The sequence below is a fragment of the Stutzerimonas xanthomarina DSM 18231 genome, assembly GCF_900129835.1.
Classification (GTDB): Bacteria; Pseudomonadota; Gammaproteobacteria; order Pseudomonadales; family Pseudomonadaceae; genus Stutzerimonas; species Stutzerimonas xanthomarina.
This window is the reverse complement of record NZ_FQXA01000002.1, coordinates 398002-412956: the sequence shown is the minus strand read 5'-3', so window position 1 is coordinate 412956 and position 14955 is coordinate 398002. Positions and strand designations below refer to the sequence as shown.

The window sequence follows — 14955 nt, the reverse complement described above, 5'->3', positions numbered from 1 at the left end:
GCGGGTTCAGGATTCGCCCATGCCTGGCCGAGGCACGGCGAGCAGTCGCCCATAAAAAAACCGCCTCGGTAGGCGGCTTTGTTATGAGTGCTGTCTGGCAATCTCGCTGCTGTCCTCAATGGCTAGCAGTAGTTCGCGTACGGCTCCGGCGCGTCCTTGCAGCCGGTACAGGGTTTCGGTTGAGCTGGATTGCTCCAACGCATCGCGCTCGGTCTCAATAGCCTGGCGCAGCGCCTGCTTGAGGCATTGCCAGTCCGGGCTGTTGTTCGCCTCCAGCCGGGCCAGCGCCTTGTATTGTTCCTGGGATAGCTCCACCCAACCCTCCAAGTGCTTGCAGTTGGCCCATCAAGGCCTGGATTTCTAGCAGGATCCGCTGGGTTTCGGCCTGGCTCTTGCCGGCATCGGCCTGCTTCTTCGCCGCATCCGCCTGAGCCTTGCCGGCCTCCAGCTGCATTTGCTGCGCTTGCTGCTCGCCCTGCTGCTTGTTCTGCTGCTCGACGCGACCCTTGATCTCGTCGTCTTCCGGAACCAGCCCCGGCATGTCGAGCTGGTCGGCGATGCTGCGAAGAAGCCGCGCGCGACCCTCCACGCCGATGATCTGCATGTCCGCCTCGTTGCCGGTAGCAGCCAAGAACTGCTGGCGGGCCTGCTGAGTCTGCTCGCGCAGTAGCATCGCGCTGGCACCGCGCGGCACCACACGGCAGTCTCCCTTGATCGACATGTCCGGGCTGTAGCGCATGTTGAACAGCCAGAGCGCGGCAATCACGCGACTGGTGACGCCCCGGTCAATGTGGCGAATGGCGTCCTTGATGCCCTTGTTCGCACTCTCCAGCAGCATGGACAAGCCACTGGCAGTGTTGCCTGCCCCGCCGACCTTCTCGTTGCCGTAGGAATAGCGCGGAATATTCGTCGCGTCGTCCGCGCGCTGTTCCCACTGGGAATAGACCTGCATCAGCTCGCCTGCACGACTGTCCGGCTGGTAGAAGCGGATGGCTGGCTGTGGGGAGCCGGTACCGGTGCGGTCGGTCTTGGTCCGCCAGCGCTTCATCGGGAAGATCTCGTTGGGATTTTCTTCCGGCGCCAGACGGTCCATGGCGATTTCTATTTGCGGGCCGCTGGCGAAGGCCATGTTGTTCGCTTGCGCCCGGGCGACAGCGCAGCACATGTCCTGCACGTCTGACATCAATTCAGGAATGCCGATGCCCCAGAAGGAGCCCGGTACCAACTGGAACGACGCCTTGTGGTACGGACGCGCGCCCATGGGGTTACGGTTGATCACACAGCGGATCACATGCCTGCCGATCAGGATAGCGTCGATCTCGTATTCGCCCAGCGGATCCTCGACTTGCTCGGGCGTCATGCCCCACTGCAACAGGATCAGGCCCTGGGCGCTGCCCCAGTAATGCAGCCCCTCGATCGTCTCACCCTGATTGGTCATCCAGTCGTGGCTGCGATCCTCCAGGCGGGCGCGCTCCGAATCGGTGGCCAGCCACTCACGCAGACCGCCCCGGCCATGCTCCACCAGCACCTGCTCGATTGCGTCGTCCTTGTAGCCCGGCACGCCGCGCAGCCGGTTCAGGTGTGCACGGGTGTAGCGCTCGCGCTCGATCAGGTAGGCGCCATCGTCGATGTCCGAGGAATCCGGCGACGGGTACAGGTCATAGGGCGATACGCGCGCGAACTGGGGCTTGATCGCCTCCACCTCGATCATCTGCCAGCCTTCCTTCCAGGCAAACTCAGGCACACGCTGTAGCAGCGGGCCCCGCAGGAACGCGGCGGGATAGGTCACGAAGTCATCAATGAACGACTCCAGCGCCTCGCTCCAGCCGCCTTCTTCCAGTTGGTCGTTGATCACCTCTTCATGGCGATCGGCGATCTGGCGGGCCTTGGCCTGCACCTCGCGGCGCAACAGGTCTTCCAGCTGCTGCTGGTCCATGCCCTGCGCGCGCTCACCCAGGCGCTGCGCAAAGGCGTTCAAATAGTCGGGCGGAATCTCGGCAACCGGCGTCGGGTCCAGCCCCCACGGCCTGCCGTTCGCCGGCATAAGGATGTCGCGGATCCAGGCGGCGGCGGCGCGGCACTTGGTGGTGGTCAGCTTCGGGTAGAGCTCGCTGCCGCCCTCTTCCTGAATTGCCCGCAGCTTGTCCGCATCGTACTCACCCTTCTGCCGACGTGCGCAATCCAAAAGGCGCCGCTCAATCGGCTGCTTGGCCGTCTTCGCCGCCTCGAAGGCGCCGCGGATATGCCCGGACAGCGAACTCTCCACCGCCTGCATGCGCCGCGCTTCGTCCTGGCGCTGCTGTTCGGCCTCTTCCTCGGCCTTCAGCTCGGAGGCGGGTTTGAAATGCAGCAGGCCCAGGCTCATCGCACGGCCTCCATCTGCCGATAGACCTGAGCGACTTCAGCCCTGCGGTCGTTACGGCGTTGCAGGGCGGCAAAGCGGATGCCCTGGACGTTTTCCAACAGGTCACGCATGTAGCCAGCCGGGTTGGCGGCAAACTCGGCCAGCTTGACGCGCACCTCTAACCCCATGCCATCCGCCACGTCGAGCTTGAACTGCACGGCCGGGTGCTCGTCGTAATGCTCAACCACCAGCACCGGATCCACCTGAATGTTGGACAGGTCGTTGCGCACCTGGTTGGACGGCACAGCCAGCGGCGCCAACTTGGACGCGATGAAGCTCGCTACCTGTCGATGCTCCACGGTGATGAAAAGATTGCTGCTCATGTGTGTGCGTTCCAGTTGCGGCGTCCGCGCTCCGTATTCGGAGCCGTTGGCGTGCTGTTCATGCCGGTGGACAGTTCAAACAGTCCACTGCGGGCGAGTGTTTCGAATGCTTTGGCGCCGTGTGACGCCCAGTCGTGACGCGGGGTCGGCCGGTATACGCCCAACCGGTCATCCCATTCCTTGCGGTAGTTGTCGAGGCAGTCGATCAGACGATCAACGCCAACCACCTTGTCATCGCCGCCAGCGTCGACCTGCTCGGCGAACCAGCACATCGGCAGGAACTGGCGTACCGCCTCGATGCCCTCGGCGTGGTTGCTAATTCGCGGCACGATCTGGAAGCGGATGCCGAACTGAGCTGCCGTGTCGACGCGGCTCTTGCCGGTACCGAGTTCACGCACCGCCAGGTCATGCGGCCCGTAATGCTGGCCGTAGGTGTAGCCCTTCTCACGCAGCTTGCGTGCATAGAACTCCAGCCCTTCGCCGCTGTGCTCCAGGTAGTCGATGATCCGCACCTCGCGCCCGATCACCTGGCAGAACACGATGGACATGGCGTCCGACATGCCCAAGTCCCACGCCGTGATGACCGGCAGCGACGGGTTGTAGGCGGCCTTCCTCGTGATGCGGCCGTTCTTGCGCAGCCAGCGCATCTGCTGCATGTAGTAAGCGCCGTCGATACTCTGCGCGAAGGCCTCGTCCGGCGTGGACGGGTACTCGCGCTTCATGTCGTCCTTCAGCACTTCGGCTTTCTTCACGTACCACGCCTGCTGGGCCGCATCGGTCTTGATGCGGTGCTTTGCGTCCAGTTCAGCGAAGTAGTCATGCAGCCAGCTCGGCACCACTACGCCGGCAGGGTCCAGGCGATAGCCCGGCTCATCCCACCACGGGAAGAAGTGAAACTGGAAATCCATCAGGGTCGGCAGCTTGCCGGCCTCGGACAGCTTCTGTGCCGTGGCGCAGTAGTCGTGGAAGTAGCCTTCACGCCCTTCGGCGGTGCTCTCCAGGGTCACCTGGTTGCCCAGGCCAACTGCTTCGAACGCGCCGGTAACGATCTCCTGCGCCTTGTCCGGATACTTGCGGCAGATCTTGCCGAACTCACTGACGTGCAGGCGCTGCAGCGTGCCGCCCCTGTAACTGGTCGATACTCGGATGCTCGAGCCATTGTCGAACACGTAGCCTTCGCCGCGATCGCTGGTCGGCACCGGCAGCTTCAAGCCGATGGTGTTGAAGATCGCCATCCACGCGCCCTGACGGAGCTGGTCATAGGCGAACTTGATCTTGTTCCGGAAGATGTCCTTCGCATCTTCCAGCGCGTGCGCGATGCAGCCAGCTGAGAAATTCTCGGTGAACAGACAGTCATCCAGCGCATCGATCATTTCGAAGGTGGTGAATCCGAGCTGACGCGCCTTCAGAATCACATTGCGGCAGTGGCTACGGATGAACCGCTCGCGCTGCTGCTTGTTCGGCCGGAACGTGCGCGTCTTGCCGTTCTTGTCCTTGATCTTGTAGAGCGTGTTCAGCCTGTACCACTTGTTATCCAGCGCGCGCAGCAGGTCGGCGGGATCGGTCAACTTGCCTTCGCGATGCAGCCGCAGCCACCGCTCACCCTCAAAGACGACGGCGGCCGGCGCCCTACTCTTCGACACCTGGCGCGACCTCGGCCAGCAGCTCCTTTAGCGTCTTGCCGATGCTGTCCTTGTCCTCGGCGTCGAGGCCGTAGCTCTGGCGCTCCATCTTCACCACGCGCTCCAGCGCCATCGTGGCGTTGCCCAGCGTCTTGCCGGCGTAGTCCAGAGGCACGTCGATCTCGGCCGCCTCGCCGCTCTTGAGCTGGACGGTCATGGTGCCTTTCTCCAGCTGCTCTTCCAGGCGCTGCATCAGCGTCTCGGCGAGCCCCTTGGCCTTCCTCAGCAAGCGCTGGTGGCCACGAATCACTTCCGCGCCAGCCTCGGCCGCCTGCTCGATGATCAGTTCGTCAGAATCAGCCCGAGCGACTTCCTTGGTCACGGCGAGGGTGGTTTTCTCCCGCACACGCTGGCGGATCTGCTCGGACAGGTCGCGCTGCCAGCCGTGATCGGTGGCGCGCTTGCGGATGGCGCCTTCGGACGGGCCATGCAGGCGGCTCAGCTCACGGTTGCTGTACTGGCCGGTTCGATAGTCGCGCTCGACCGCAGCCCAGTCGTAGCGGGCCCCTTTCTTTGCGGTCATGGTGCTTCTCCAGATAAAGCGCGGGCGCCTCCCGGCGTGCCGCTATTCGATGGCCGCGGGCCGATGACAGAACAGGCGCACATACGCCTGCAAGCCGCGCAGCTTTGCCTCGTCGAGCGTCACTTGCTCTCGGTGGGCGAAATAAGGTTGTCGAGCGTCTGCAGCGAGTTCGGCGCTTCCATCATCCACGCGGCTGGCGCCGGTATCGGCGGGCACTGCGGGGCAGGAGGCGCTGACGAGCAGCCGGCGACGGCCAGCAGCAACACCGGCAGCAAGGCGCTGGTTCTCATCGCGTGCATTCTTCAGCTCCAAGGTTTCCTGTTGGTCGTGACGGTCGCGCTCGGCGAACGCCGCTTCGGTCAGCCGGATTGTCTCTTGCAGTTGCGTGACACCCTGCTGTGACAGGTCCAGCGCTTCGGCCAGCCGGTCACGCTCGCCGCCCAGATAATCCAGTCGCAGCCAGCCGGCCGCGACGATGGCCAGCAGCGCCGCGCCTGCAAACAGGTACAGCCTCACAGCCCGACCTTGCGCTTGGCATCCAGCACGGCGTCGACGATCTCATCAATTTGGCGGTCCTTCTTCGCCTCGCTCCAGGCGAACCAAGCGCGCACCACCACCCAAGCCGGCAGGCCGCACACGAAGATCAGACCGCCGATGGCAACCATGCCAATGTCATCGTTTGCCCAGTGGCCGATCCCCAGCCAGCGCACCACGAATGCGCCGCCGCACAGGCTGGCCACGGTGGTGCTGATCATCGCCACCACAAACTCGCGCACCGTCTTGGGCAATGTCATCGCCATCACGACAACAGCCGCAAGAATGGCGACGAAGCCAAAGGCGCCCAGCTTGTACAGCGCGATGCCACCAGCAGCGGTCAGTGGGCCTGGTTCGGACATGTAGATACCTGTGTGCTTCACGCGGGCACTCCCGGCACAGGGCCTGGTGGTGTCATGTAGAGCCGGCGCTCATGCGCTGAAATCCGCCAGGGAGCAAAGACCCAGGCCGAGCGCCGGAAAGAGGTGCCCAGCCGAAGCCGGGCGGTTTGTGGCAACGTCTCCCGACGTGGCCCTGGCAGCGCCTCACGGCGGGACCAGATACGACAAGGCCCCGCACTTAGCGAGGCCTCAAAATAGTTGTGCGCGTCTTTCCGCGCTGTCTGCCAAAGGGCGATCTGCTGCTGGCACCCTATTGCACCAGTCTCAGCGGATCACCCTCGCGCCGAACCACCGTAGGTAGGAGCTGGTTCGCACGGGCTGCCGGTGTTTTTCAATGAACGAGCCCCACCGCCGGCTGGGGATGTCCAGGCTCTCCCGAAGGCCGCCCTGGCTACGGACACAAATGCCGCCAACAAAAAGCCCGGCGCTAGGCCGGGCTTCATTCAATCAACTGGGACCAGAATCATAACTGGTATCGAACTTTGGTCTCCTGGCCTCTTCGGCGCGTTCAGCCGCAGCGACCTCCGACACAGCTTCCGCTTCTGACGCACAATATTTCAGAATGCCGTCGTTGATATAAACCGCCCACAGTTCCCTCACCATGGGCCCACGAAGCCCGACCGGAATGTCTTCGCCCTGTATCTTTTCGTATCTGACCGCCACGTGAAGCTCCTTGTTTTCCCAGCGCTACGTACGCATAAAAAAGCCCAGCGCTTAGGCCGGGCTTATTTGGGGTGCTGCTTCACACAATGGGGAAAATTTACTCGAATGCTCGACATGGCGTCAAGCGTTAGGAGTCATTCGACTTTTTCGCAGGCGGCGGCGATGGTGGTGGGCTCTTGGGCATCACGTTTGTCGTCCTGCCCGGATTCACGTTCAACCCCTCGTTGATGCCCCTTTGCTCCGTCTGCCCCTGCTTCATCTTGTCTGTCATTGGTTCCCTGCTCCTCTTCAACTGGTTGCAAAAATTCTACCCACGATACTTCTGATCCGCCTATCAGGTGTGCGGCAATGCTTGGGCTGAAACAAACCCATCGTCCACTATCCAGCAGGCCCCCTGTAGCAAAAAGTGCCCGGTTCCAGGTTGTGTCGGCCAGACAAGGGGGTATCCGCAAATGCGGCGTCCGTCTCGGAGCTGCAGCACAACCAAGCGCTCTCGGTACAGAACAAAACCGTACACCCAGTCAGTGTGTGATGCACGCGTCGTAAGCCGACACCGCCTGGCCAGCTTGTAAAACGAATCTGTGCAAGCCGCGAAAGCCAGTGCCAGCCCAAGCAATACGGCCAGGGCGACCGACAAAGCCATCGCCCTGTCGTCCGTCCATACCGCCCAGACGAAACAGCATTCACCGATGGCGTGGGCGGCCTTCTTAATGGCCTCTACCATCAGACTAATGAGCCCCGTACAGATAAGAGCCTGTATCACTCGCTCAAACTGGCCAGGCTTTGGAGCATCAGATAGCCAATAAAAAATTACAGTCGAGATAAATCCGGGTAGAAGCAGTTGGATCGCTGGAAGCAACTCACCGAAGATTTCTCCCACCACCCACTCCGTTTCTCAATGAACGCAAAGCTGAACAGTAGCACACGGCCACCTAGCATTTAAGCAGCCCAGTGCTCTTCATCCATGATCCGCTCCACTGGCTCCAGCGCCTTGCGATCCATCTCGCCAATGGTCCGCTGCAGACTTTCCCAGATCGGCGCCCAATCTCTTGCCCACTGGCTGACGCTGATCTTCTCGCCATACCAGTCAGCCACGAACTCAGCGATGCGGCCCGGAGTCCATTCGTCACGCCCTCCTGTCACGAAGCCTTGATACGAAATCAAAGCAGGCAATACCAGGCAGTACGCTCGCGACTCCTTCACCTTCGTCAGACCGGCCGGCTTCTCCCAGCCGAACCAAACCAGCGTGCGCGCAACATCCTGATCGCGTGCATTGGCCAACGGCGAGTAGAGGTAATGTCCGAAGTGTTGCAGCGGTTTGTTCAGCGAGGCGATCGCGTGCTGGATACGCCCCATCGTCATCATGTGAGCACACCGCGACGAACTGTTGTCCCGGGCAGAGCGGCGCGTCTCCTGCACTTCCATCCGCTGCGCCACGACCTTGACCCGGCTTTCCTCCTCGTCACCCACGGCCGCGAACACTGCTTCGATCGTCTTGCGCTTCGCAGCGGCGCGCTTTGTTTCGATCTTCGCATGGTCCATGGTTGCGGCCGTAATCGAGCCGCGGGACTCATACTGCGAATCGTGCCAAGCCTGGCGTGCTGTGATCAGTCGCATATCCCTTCCCCTATTGCGCAGTGCGTACAAATTGCGCACTTTGCGTACGCAGTGAATCGGTGTTTTTCTTCTCAACGGCGCTTGCCGCCTGGCTTTGCGCAGCGTTCGCAAGTGCGTAGTTCATGCGCAGTTGGCTCCGTGCCGTGCAATCAGGATCGCGTCGGCTACCGCCTGCCCTTTTCCCTTCAGATCGAGGATGCGAAGGTCTGGGTAGAGCTGGATGGCTCGGCTACGGGCTGCGTCCTTGTCGGTGCCCACTAGGCCCGCGCGCTTTTTCCAGGCCTGTGGGGTCACCAGCGTGTACGGAATAGCCATGCCCTGCAGAATCCCCTCTACCACTCCAGCCGCGTGGCCAAAGGTGAACATCGACGAAACGCCCTGGCCTGGCATCGCGCCTACCTGCTCGAGGTATGCGTGAGTGTTGAACTCGCCGATGGTCTCGCGGATGAAGGCAGCCACCGCAGCGCCGTTCACTCGGCTTTTCGCCCCAACCTTGACGGTCGGCATGTTGAGGTGAGCGACGTAGTTGCCCCCGTCGGTCATCGCGACAATGGCGCCGGTACAGCCTGGATCGATTCCTAGAATCACTGCGCTGCCCCCTGATCGCTCGATATCGCCCGCACCACCTCGTCACGCGTACCGACGTAGGCAAACGGCACATCCCCAGCCGGACGAGTTACGGCGAATCGCTGCTCCGGCAATCGGCAGATCGCCACGGTGTAACCGGTATCCGTAACCCAGCAGTCCTTGATCGGGTGACCGTCCCGGTTTTTCTTTTGCGCCCACTTCATGCCGCTGCTCCTTTCACCACCAAAAGCCCGTCCCCTACTAGGGACTCATGTGTTTCTGCGATAGCCCGCGGAATGTCCTGCCAGTCCACCTCCCCCTTAGCTCGGCCGTCGATCACGTCATGGCAGCGACTGCAGGCGTATACCGCTACGGTGTCGAAGCCCTTCATGCCGACGCCCTTCTGCCCGCACGGGATATGCGCAAGCACGGTCGTGGCGGGATCGAAGTTGCAGATGCCTGGCATCCGGACGGTGCAGTCCTTGCCGCGCGCGCTGTCGCGAACCTTCTTGCTGGCGATCTTCATGCCACACGCTCCCGATCCATCAGCCCGGCCATCTGCTCGATCTGATCCTGGTCACAATCGGGCCAGTAGCGCTCAGCCAGGTGCTGGCAGATACCCGCGTAGAACAACTCAAACTCGCCCTGCTCCATCCGATCGAACGCCAGGCTCTGCGGTACCAGCACGTCGATCTGCTTGATTTCAGGCAGCACGGCCTTGAGCATCCGCGTCGCAACCTCGCCCAGCATCGTCTCCGCTGCAGCCAGTATCGCGGTGACCACCGGAGCAGCATCGATCTGCTCTATCTCACAGCAAACGCCCGACTCGCGCTGCAGGCGCTTGATTGCGGCGTGCTGGTCGAGGCCCTCGAAGCCTTCCAGCTGAGCCACTACCAGGCCCCCAAGTAGGTGCGCTTTGCGGTGCTGACCAAGGTGGCGCGGCTTGCTTAGCTCGGCGCGCAGGTCATCACCCGTCCGGTAACCACGGTCCCGCATCAATCGGCGATCCGTGGCGAAGCGCGGTACCAGCGCACCGACCACTTCACCGGTGCTCTCGATCACAGCCCGCTCCACGCGGAACAGGATGTGCCGACGCTCCTTGCGCTTGCGGCGCGGTGCGAGTTGGTCAGCCATGGGGACCTCCTGCCGTCTTGTTCAACCGCGCCCGATGGGGGGCGAACTTCGCCAGCAGCGCCTGACGAGCTTCCTCGCCGCTTTGCGGGATTCCCTGTGCCTCGCGCACACGTAGGGCGAACTGCAGGCTCTGCTCTTCCGCCAGCATTGCTTCGGGTTTCTGGCTGTCGTGGCCGATGCCGAGCGGTGTCGCCATCCCCAGCGCCTGCCCTGCCATGGCACGGCGCGTCATCACCGCATAGCTGCGGGCGAACAACTTCCAGCTCTCGGCTCCCGGCAGCTGCATCAGCACATCCAGGCCAACATCGATCGCCGCGTGGTAGGTCACCGGGTGCGACCAGGTCGCCGAGATCCGGCAGGAGGGATGCGCGTTGCGACAGGCCTCGTCATAAGCCCGCTCGGCCGTCTGCAGGCCCAGCGACTCGGGCGTTGGGCTGCACCACTCGACGAACTTGCCCGGCGCTGGCACGAAGTCACTCGGCTCGGCCCGGAGACGACGTAGGCCAACCTCAACCTGCGCATCCCAGTCGCGAACACCACCCTCGATCATGGTTTTCACCCAGGTGACCTTGGCGGAGTCCAGCGCCTCCTTGTTCGGCCACGCCTGGCGCCACGCCGGCCGGGCATTGCGGATCTCTCGGAACAGCCGGTTGATCAGCTCCTCGACCGCCGCTTTCTCGGTGGCGCTCAGGGCAGCGACGATGTCGGCGGCAGCAGGCACAGCCAGAGACGGGATGGCGGCTGGGCCAGCACGAACGATACGGGCCGAGACGTTCTGGACGGAATTCATTGCTTGCCCTCCAGCCAGCCGGTGTCATCGAAGTTGGCTTCGGGCCCAGAGGCACGACGCAACGGCGTGACCTTGCCAGTCGCTTGCGCCGCGTCCCGCTTGATCCACTTCGTCAGCAGGCTCACCCAGGCGGCTTGCGTCTCGACTCGGCCGCTGGCCGCGTAGTGGCACACGAACGCGCCGATGGCGTCATGGGTGAACAGGTCGACAGGCATCGCCATGCGCAGGGCGTAGTTTTTGAGCAGGTCGGGGTCTGGTACCCAGTTCAGCGTCATCTCGATCGGAGCGTTTGGGTCGACCGCGAAATCACCTTCCGCGCGTTGTGTGTTGTGTTGCTCTTTACTCTTCTCTACATCTTCTTTAGGTAACGCATCGCTAACGTTCGCAGCGTTACCATTGCCGTTACCTTTACCGTTAGCGGCCTTGTGTGCTGCGACCCGCTTTGCCGTGAGAAGCCGGTTCTTCGCGGTCTTGCCGTTGTGACGGTCGAAATTGGGCAGGCTTATCACGCCATCGGCCTCCACCATCCAACCGACCAATTTCATGTGTTCGCAGAATCCGGTAACGCCCACCATGCGATCGAGTAACCGCTTGCTAACGCTCGGAGCGTTACCATCTGCTGTCTGTTGGTCGAACCAACCCCATACGCGCAACAGCTTGCCCACCACTGCATCGCAGTCGATGTCTGCAGCGTCGGCGATCTGGCAGACCTCCGGCTTGTCGAGGGTGATCAGTTCGAACTTGATCCAGTCACCAGCCATGTTAAAACCTCACAACAGGCCCTTCTAGGGCCTGAAAAGGCGCCCCCGAAGGGACGCGCTGTTATCCTTTAACCAGCCGCAGACGCCGCCCTGCGATAGGCAGTGCATAGAGCTGCTGCTGCAGGTTCTCTAACGCCACCTGCAACATCGCCTCGTTGATCGAACAGGCACGGCGTACCGCCTCCTGCGCTAGTGCGCCTTGCTCCGCCTGGTTCAGCCGGCCGATGGCGGCCGTGCATACCTCATTGCTAAACATTGGCATTCCCCTCCCCTTGCCCCTTTCAGGGCCTTTTAGGCTGATTTCGCATCGCCCACACTGCTGTGCAGCGACTGCTTGGCCAGATCGAAAAGCAGCCCGCTCAGCTCTTCCTGGCTGATCGGCTCGCCGCGGAATAAGGCTGCCAGCAGGTGTGCCTGCTGCTGCAGCAACAGCCCAGCCAGGATCTGTTCCTGCTGGCCGCCCTGCTGCAAGCGATGTCCGATGAACATGCAATCGCGCGCGTAACCCGTCAGGTTCTCCGCGTGGGCCAGGCGTGACGCCTGGATCAGCTCCTCATGGTCTTCGGTACAGACGCGGACCTTGATCTCTCTGATCAGGTGCGTGCCGGGTGCCCGGCGGCGGCGATCTTCACAAAGCTTCGTTTGGGTCATGGCTCTTTGCTCCTGGTGGTGGATATGGGTGACGCGGTACAGCTGGGGCGCTTGGCCCCTTGTCGGTCCTGGCTCAATCCTTGGCGATCCGCTGCAGCGTGCCGGCGATCTTCTCGGCGCTCTCCAGCAGTTCTTTGGCTTCTTGAGTGGATAGATCGGTGTCGCGCCGGCCCCGGCGGTCGGCTGGCTTGCGGGGCGAGCGGCGCTCTCCAGCGAGAGCCGGTTTACGGCTGCCTGATAGGGCAGCCGCACTCTTGGTAGGCGCCGCTGCTGCAAGCAGCCACTCGGCTGTGAAATCACCGTTCGAGGCGTCAGCCAAGCGAGAGGCGTAATTGGTTTCACCGGTGTATTCGGTGCGAGGTAAAGAACCGCGAGCAAGCCACTTATCAATTGCCTGGCGGCGGATGCCACATATCTCGGCCGCAGAAATCGGGCCCCCAACCTTCTCGACCGCTATGGAGATTGCGTTCATGGTTCGTCCTATTGATCAACTATCGGTTGATATTAAAGATCAACTGACTGTTGCGCAACTGGCGTGGCAAGATCAACCCATGGTTGACTCTCAGGAAATCCGTGCGGCTTTCGCTGCCCGCCTCAACACTTCATTGGACGATGCGCCGGGCGTCAGGAAGGGGCGCGGCCGCAACACCGATCTGCAAGCCGCGTTAAAGAAAATCGGCGTTGAAGCATCTCTTCAGGCAACCAATAAATGGCTGCGCGCTGAGTCAATCCCAGAGAAGGACAATCTGCGGGCGCTAGCCGGTTGGCTAAACGTGCGTGCTGAATGGCTCGAGTACGGCGTTGGCCCGATGCTAGCTTCCGCTGATTCATTGGCGGCAGGAGTGGCAGAGAACAGGCCGGCGCGCGACATAGCTGCCGGACAGGTAAATATGCTCGCTATGATCGCCACGCCTCGGTCGCGGCAGATTCTCGAAAGAATCGCAATGGCGGCCGCTCAAGGGCGGCTAACCGATGATGATGTTGAGTTGTTGGATCGGATTGCTGCTCGCTTTGAAAGCGCCCCCGTAGGTAACGCAAAAAGCCGAGCTGGAAGCTACCAAAAGCTTAGGGAAAAATTTAAGTCCAATGATTGAAATTCTGAGCCGTGAGGCTTTTGGGGGCACGCTTCGCGAGCCTGGCAGTAAGGGAATCAGCCCCATTTTTCGGGCCAAGATTCGCACAGCAACCGGCTCAGCTCGCTGCTATGTCAAGCCGCTCACCGACCAGATCCAGTGCCCGACCACGGGAAGGTTTGTTGCCAACCAAGAGCTGATCAATGAAGCCCTAGGATACGTGCTCGCTAAATCATGCGGCCTGACGGTTCCATCAGCGGCGGGCATTGTGATGCTCGACAGGGAGCAGATTCCATCTTCGCTCTGGGCCGAGCTGGATAGGGCTGCGGGCCGCCACGAACAAGAAAACTATTTCTGCTGGTTCAGCCAGGACATGGATTTTCCGAGCCTAAAGCAGCGGCACCTGAATGGGCAGCAGCTGACTTCGCTGCATGATCGTCGCCTGAAGCGCCTTTCTCTGGAGTTGGCGAAGAACCCGGACTCTCCGAAGGTCATTGCTTTCGATGGCTGGTTGTTGAACTCGGATCGCAACGCTGGAAATTTGCTTGCATCCGGACCCAGCGGGCTCACCTTGATCGACCACGGCCGCATTCTCAACTTTCCCAACTGGGCGCCGGGAGGCACTGGAACCTTTCCCGAACCCTGCATGAACAAGCTTCAATGGCTGATCGACCTTCACAACCCGCACTGGAGTGAGAAGCTGCCCAACTCCAGCGCTCGGGTAATGGCCTATAATGGCTTTGCAGTCAGCTTCCGGCAGGATGGCGAGAACGCAGCGAGGCAAGTGCTGTCCGAATTCTTCGACCAGATCGACATCGACGCCATCATCCAGTTGCTGCAAGATCTGTTCGATCCCGCATCCTACGCAAAGGCAGCAGGCCACGTTATATGAACGCAGTCGCCCGACTACGCTCCCGATTTACTGAACAGCAATCCGATGCCCCGATTGTCAAAGGGCACTGGCGGCCGATTAGCGTTTGCCTGGACCAAGACACTGGCGAATATCTCAACGTTGGCGTCATGTTTACTCACGGCGGCAAGGTTGAAGTGCGCATGCTTGATAGCTTCGATCGCATTAAGTGTCTTTACGACAACCGCATCGATCAGAATGATCTGGCTCACCTTATGTATGACATCGAAGCCTCGATCATAGAGACCGGCGCCGATCTGCCAGAGATTTTGAGCGACACCATACGGCTCGGTGCTCCGCTTTTCGCTTCCGGCGAGAGTGCTGAGTCAGTCGTCGACGAGTTCTATGAAGACGTAGTCACGCTAGGTCGGCCTCGCGCGGGTGCGCAGGAATATGCATTTCGATACCAGTCGACGCCCAAGCTTCGTTCTTCGGTATTTGATCTGATGAAGCAGCGCATGCATATGCAGGCGTCTCGCATCATCCAGACTGAACGGTTCCAGCTACCACTACGCAACAGCGGCCATCGCATCGAAATGGACGTTCCCCTGCTCAGCTCAACCGCATCAGGGACCATTGTATCGGCCTGGTACAAAAGCCCGTTGGTGGTAGAGATCAACCTATTGCAGGCCTCAGCCGACCTAAACCTCATCCGAAGCAATTCGGACCGGCAAGCAGCCGCCATATCTGTTTTAGTGCCCAACGCCAGCAGCGGCCTGACCGACCAAGAGTTTCGCAAGCACGACGCCGCCACCCGCCGGCAGATAGACCGTATCCGTGCGACCGGAATTCAAGTTATCGAAGCCAACAACACCGGCGAACTGGCCGACCTCACCGTTGGCTGGTGGCGCGAGCGCTGCGCCTGAATCAAGCGAGCCCCCATCAGAAGGAACTGCACATGGACAAGAGCCGCCCGATCCCT

The 14955-nt window shown here is 61.3% G+C and carries 21 protein-coding genes; 3 read left to right on the top strand and 18 right to left on the bottom strand.

What is annotated here, in order from left to right; genetic code table 11:
• Positions 1-214: 214 nt before the first annotated feature.
• From BUE09_RS06295 to BUE09_RS20810, 18 genes are all read right to left on the bottom strand, one after another.
• Positions 215-2365: a portal protein gene (locus BUE09_RS06295; protein WP_073299837.1), complete on the bottom strand. Its 2151-nt coding sequence runs from the start codon at positions 2363-2365 to the stop codon at positions 215-217.
• On the bottom strand, positions 2362-2727 hold the full coding sequence (locus BUE09_RS06290; RefSeq protein ID WP_073299836.1) for a hypothetical protein: 366 nt from the start codon (positions 2725-2727) through the stop codon (positions 2362-2364). The genes BUE09_RS06295 and BUE09_RS06290 overlap by 4 nt, the downstream gene beginning before the upstream one ends.
• On the bottom strand, positions 2724-4295 hold the full coding sequence (locus BUE09_RS06285) for a terminase (protein WP_231975525.1): 1572 nt from the start codon (positions 4293-4295) through the stop codon (positions 2724-2726). Before BUE09_RS06285 ends, BUE09_RS06290 begins: the two co-directional genes overlap by 4 nt.
• 61 nt (positions 4296-4356) lie before the next feature.
• The gene (locus BUE09_RS06280; RefSeq protein WP_073299835.1) at positions 4357-4932 is read right to left on the bottom strand and encodes a hypothetical protein; all 576 of its coding nucleotides are present in this window, start codon (positions 4930-4932) and stop codon (positions 4357-4359) included.
• Between the two features lie 42 nt (positions 4933-4974).
• Entirely contained in the window at positions 4975-5448 is a 474-nt protein-coding gene (locus tag BUE09_RS20085) for a lysis system i-spanin subunit Rz (RefSeq protein ID WP_143164631.1), read from the bottom strand.
• Entirely contained in the window at positions 5445-5828 is a 384-nt protein-coding gene (locus BUE09_RS06270) for a hypothetical protein (RefSeq protein WP_073300299.1), read from the bottom strand. Before BUE09_RS06270 ends, BUE09_RS20085 begins: the two co-directional genes overlap by 4 nt.
• Before the next feature lie 486 nt (positions 5829-6314).
• The gene (locus BUE09_RS06265) at positions 6315-6530 is read right to left on the bottom strand and encodes a hypothetical protein (RefSeq protein WP_073299833.1); all 216 of its coding nucleotides are present in this window, start codon (positions 6528-6530) and stop codon (positions 6315-6317) included.
• A gap of 334 nt (positions 6531-6864) precedes the next feature.
• Positions 6865-7410: a DUF6338 family protein gene (locus tag BUE09_RS20845; RefSeq protein ID WP_073299832.1), complete on the bottom strand. Its 546-nt coding sequence runs from the start codon at positions 7408-7410 to the stop codon at positions 6865-6867.
• A 59-nt stretch (positions 7411-7469) separates the two neighbouring features.
• Complete coding sequence (locus BUE09_RS06255) at positions 7470-8177, bottom strand: bacteriophage antitermination protein Q (protein WP_143164630.1); 708 nt, start codon at positions 8175-8177, stop codon at positions 7470-7472.
• Between the two features lie 90 nt (positions 8178-8267).
• Positions 8268-8735 (bottom strand): RuvC family protein, encoded by a 468-nt coding sequence (locus BUE09_RS06250; protein ID WP_197675227.1) that lies wholly within the window; start codon positions 8733-8735, stop codon positions 8268-8270.
• Entirely contained in the window at positions 8732-8938 is a 207-nt protein-coding gene (locus BUE09_RS06245) for a hypothetical protein (protein ID WP_073299829.1), read from the bottom strand. The genes BUE09_RS06250 and BUE09_RS06245 overlap by 4 nt, the downstream gene beginning before the upstream one ends.
• Positions 8935-9240: a nuclease domain-containing protein gene (locus BUE09_RS06240; RefSeq protein WP_073299828.1), complete on the bottom strand. Its 306-nt coding sequence runs from the start codon at positions 9238-9240 to the stop codon at positions 8935-8937. The genes BUE09_RS06245 and BUE09_RS06240 overlap by 4 nt, the downstream gene beginning before the upstream one ends.
• Positions 9237-9848: a hypothetical protein gene (locus BUE09_RS06235; RefSeq protein WP_073299827.1), complete on the bottom strand. Its 612-nt coding sequence runs from the start codon at positions 9846-9848 to the stop codon at positions 9237-9239. Before BUE09_RS06235 ends, BUE09_RS06240 begins: the two co-directional genes overlap by 4 nt.
• Positions 9841-10638, bottom strand: coding sequence for a replication protein P (locus BUE09_RS06230; protein WP_073299826.1), 798 nt, complete (start codon positions 10636-10638; stop codon positions 9841-9843). Before BUE09_RS06230 ends, BUE09_RS06235 begins: the two co-directional genes overlap by 8 nt.
• Complete coding sequence (locus tag BUE09_RS06225; RefSeq protein ID WP_073299825.1) at positions 10635-11399, bottom strand: DnaT-like ssDNA-binding domain-containing protein; 765 nt, start codon at positions 11397-11399, stop codon at positions 10635-10637. The genes BUE09_RS06230 and BUE09_RS06225 overlap by 4 nt, the downstream gene beginning before the upstream one ends.
• Positions 11400-11460: 61 nt before the next feature.
• Positions 11461-11655, bottom strand: coding sequence for a hypothetical protein (locus BUE09_RS06220; RefSeq protein WP_073299824.1), 195 nt, complete (start codon positions 11653-11655; stop codon positions 11461-11463).
• Positions 11656-11690: 35 nt separating this feature from the next.
• Positions 11691-12050, bottom strand: coding sequence for a hypothetical protein (locus BUE09_RS06215; RefSeq protein WP_073299823.1), 360 nt, complete (start codon positions 12048-12050; stop codon positions 11691-11693).
• Between the two features lie 73 nt (positions 12051-12123).
• Entirely contained in the window at positions 12124-12522 is a 399-nt protein-coding gene (locus BUE09_RS20810; RefSeq protein WP_073299822.1) for a helix-turn-helix domain-containing protein, read from the bottom strand.
• On the opposite strand from BUE09_RS20810, the gene BUE09_RS06205 reads away from it, so the two are divergent.
• From BUE09_RS06205 to BUE09_RS06195, 3 genes are read left to right on the top strand one after another with little or no spacing between them, the layout of a single operon-like run.
• Positions 12521-13144 carry a hypothetical protein gene (locus BUE09_RS06205; RefSeq protein ID WP_073299821.1) on the top strand — a complete coding sequence of 208 codons (624 nt, stop codon included), beginning with the start codon at positions 12521-12523 and terminating at the stop codon, positions 13142-13144. The two genes, BUE09_RS20810 and BUE09_RS06205, sit on opposite strands and share 2 nt — an antisense overlap.
• On the top strand, positions 13137-14015 hold the full coding sequence (locus tag BUE09_RS06200; RefSeq protein WP_073299820.1) for a hypothetical protein: 879 nt from the start codon (positions 13137-13139) through the stop codon (positions 14013-14015). Before BUE09_RS06205 ends, BUE09_RS06200 begins: the two co-directional genes overlap by 8 nt.
• Positions 14012-14899, top strand: coding sequence for a hypothetical protein (locus BUE09_RS06195; protein WP_073299819.1), 888 nt, complete (start codon positions 14012-14014; stop codon positions 14897-14899). The genes BUE09_RS06200 and BUE09_RS06195 overlap by 4 nt, the downstream gene beginning before the upstream one ends.
• Positions 14900-14955: the final 56 nt, after the last annotated feature.

Excerpts from the sequence above, each read along its gene's own strand:
- BUE09_RS06280 (WP_073299835.1), bottom strand. The coding sequence starts at position 4,932 with ATGACCGCAAAGAAAGGGGCCCGCTACGACTGGGCTGCGGTCGAGCGC.
- BUE09_RS06220 (WP_073299824.1), bottom strand. The coding sequence starts at position 11,655 with ATGTTTAGCAATGAGGTATGCACGGCCGCCATCGGCCGGCTGAACCAG.
- BUE09_RS06215 (WP_073299823.1), bottom strand. The coding sequence starts at position 12,050 with ATGACCCAAACGAAGCTTTGTGAAGATCGCCGCCGCCGGGCACCCGGC.
- BUE09_RS06230 (WP_073299826.1), bottom strand. The coding sequence starts at position 10,638 with ATGAATTCCGTCCAGAACGTCTCGGCCCGTATCGTTCGTGCTGGCCCA.
- BUE09_RS06270 (WP_073300299.1), bottom strand. The coding sequence starts at position 5,828 with ATGTCCGAACCAGGCCCACTGACCGCTGCTGGTGGCATCGCGCTGTAC.
- BUE09_RS06240 (WP_073299828.1), bottom strand. The coding sequence starts at position 9,240 with ATGAAGATCGCCAGCAAGAAGGTTCGCGACAGCGCGCGCGGCAAGGAC.
- BUE09_RS06245 (WP_073299829.1), bottom strand. The coding sequence starts at position 8,938 with ATGAAGTGGGCGCAAAAGAAAAACCGGGACGGTCACCCGATCAAGGAC.
- BUE09_RS06200 (WP_073299820.1), top strand. The coding sequence starts at position 13,137 with ATGATTGAAATTCTGAGCCGTGAGGCTTTTGGGGGCACGCTTCGCGAG.
- BUE09_RS06195 (WP_073299819.1), top strand. The coding sequence starts at position 14,012 with ATGAACGCAGTCGCCCGACTACGCTCCCGATTTACTGAACAGCAATCC.
- BUE09_RS06290 (WP_073299836.1), bottom strand. The coding sequence starts at position 2,727 with ATGAGCAGCAATCTTTTCATCACCGTGGAGCATCGACAGGTAGCGAGC.
- BUE09_RS20810 (WP_073299822.1), bottom strand. The coding sequence starts at position 12,522 with ATGAACGCAATCTCCATAGCGGTCGAGAAGGTTGGGGGCCCGATTTCT.
- BUE09_RS06295 (WP_073299837.1), bottom strand. The coding sequence starts at position 2,365 with ATGAGCCTGGGCCTGCTGCATTTCAAACCCGCCTCCGAGCTGAAGGCC.
- BUE09_RS06205 (WP_073299821.1), top strand. The coding sequence starts at position 12,521 with ATGGTTCGTCCTATTGATCAACTATCGGTTGATATTAAAGATCAACTG.
- BUE09_RS06235 (WP_073299827.1), bottom strand. The coding sequence starts at position 9,848 with ATGGCTGACCAACTCGCACCGCGCCGCAAGCGCAAGGAGCGTCGGCAC.
- BUE09_RS06225 (WP_073299825.1), bottom strand. The coding sequence starts at position 11,399 with ATGGCTGGTGACTGGATCAAGTTCGAACTGATCACCCTCGACAAGCCG.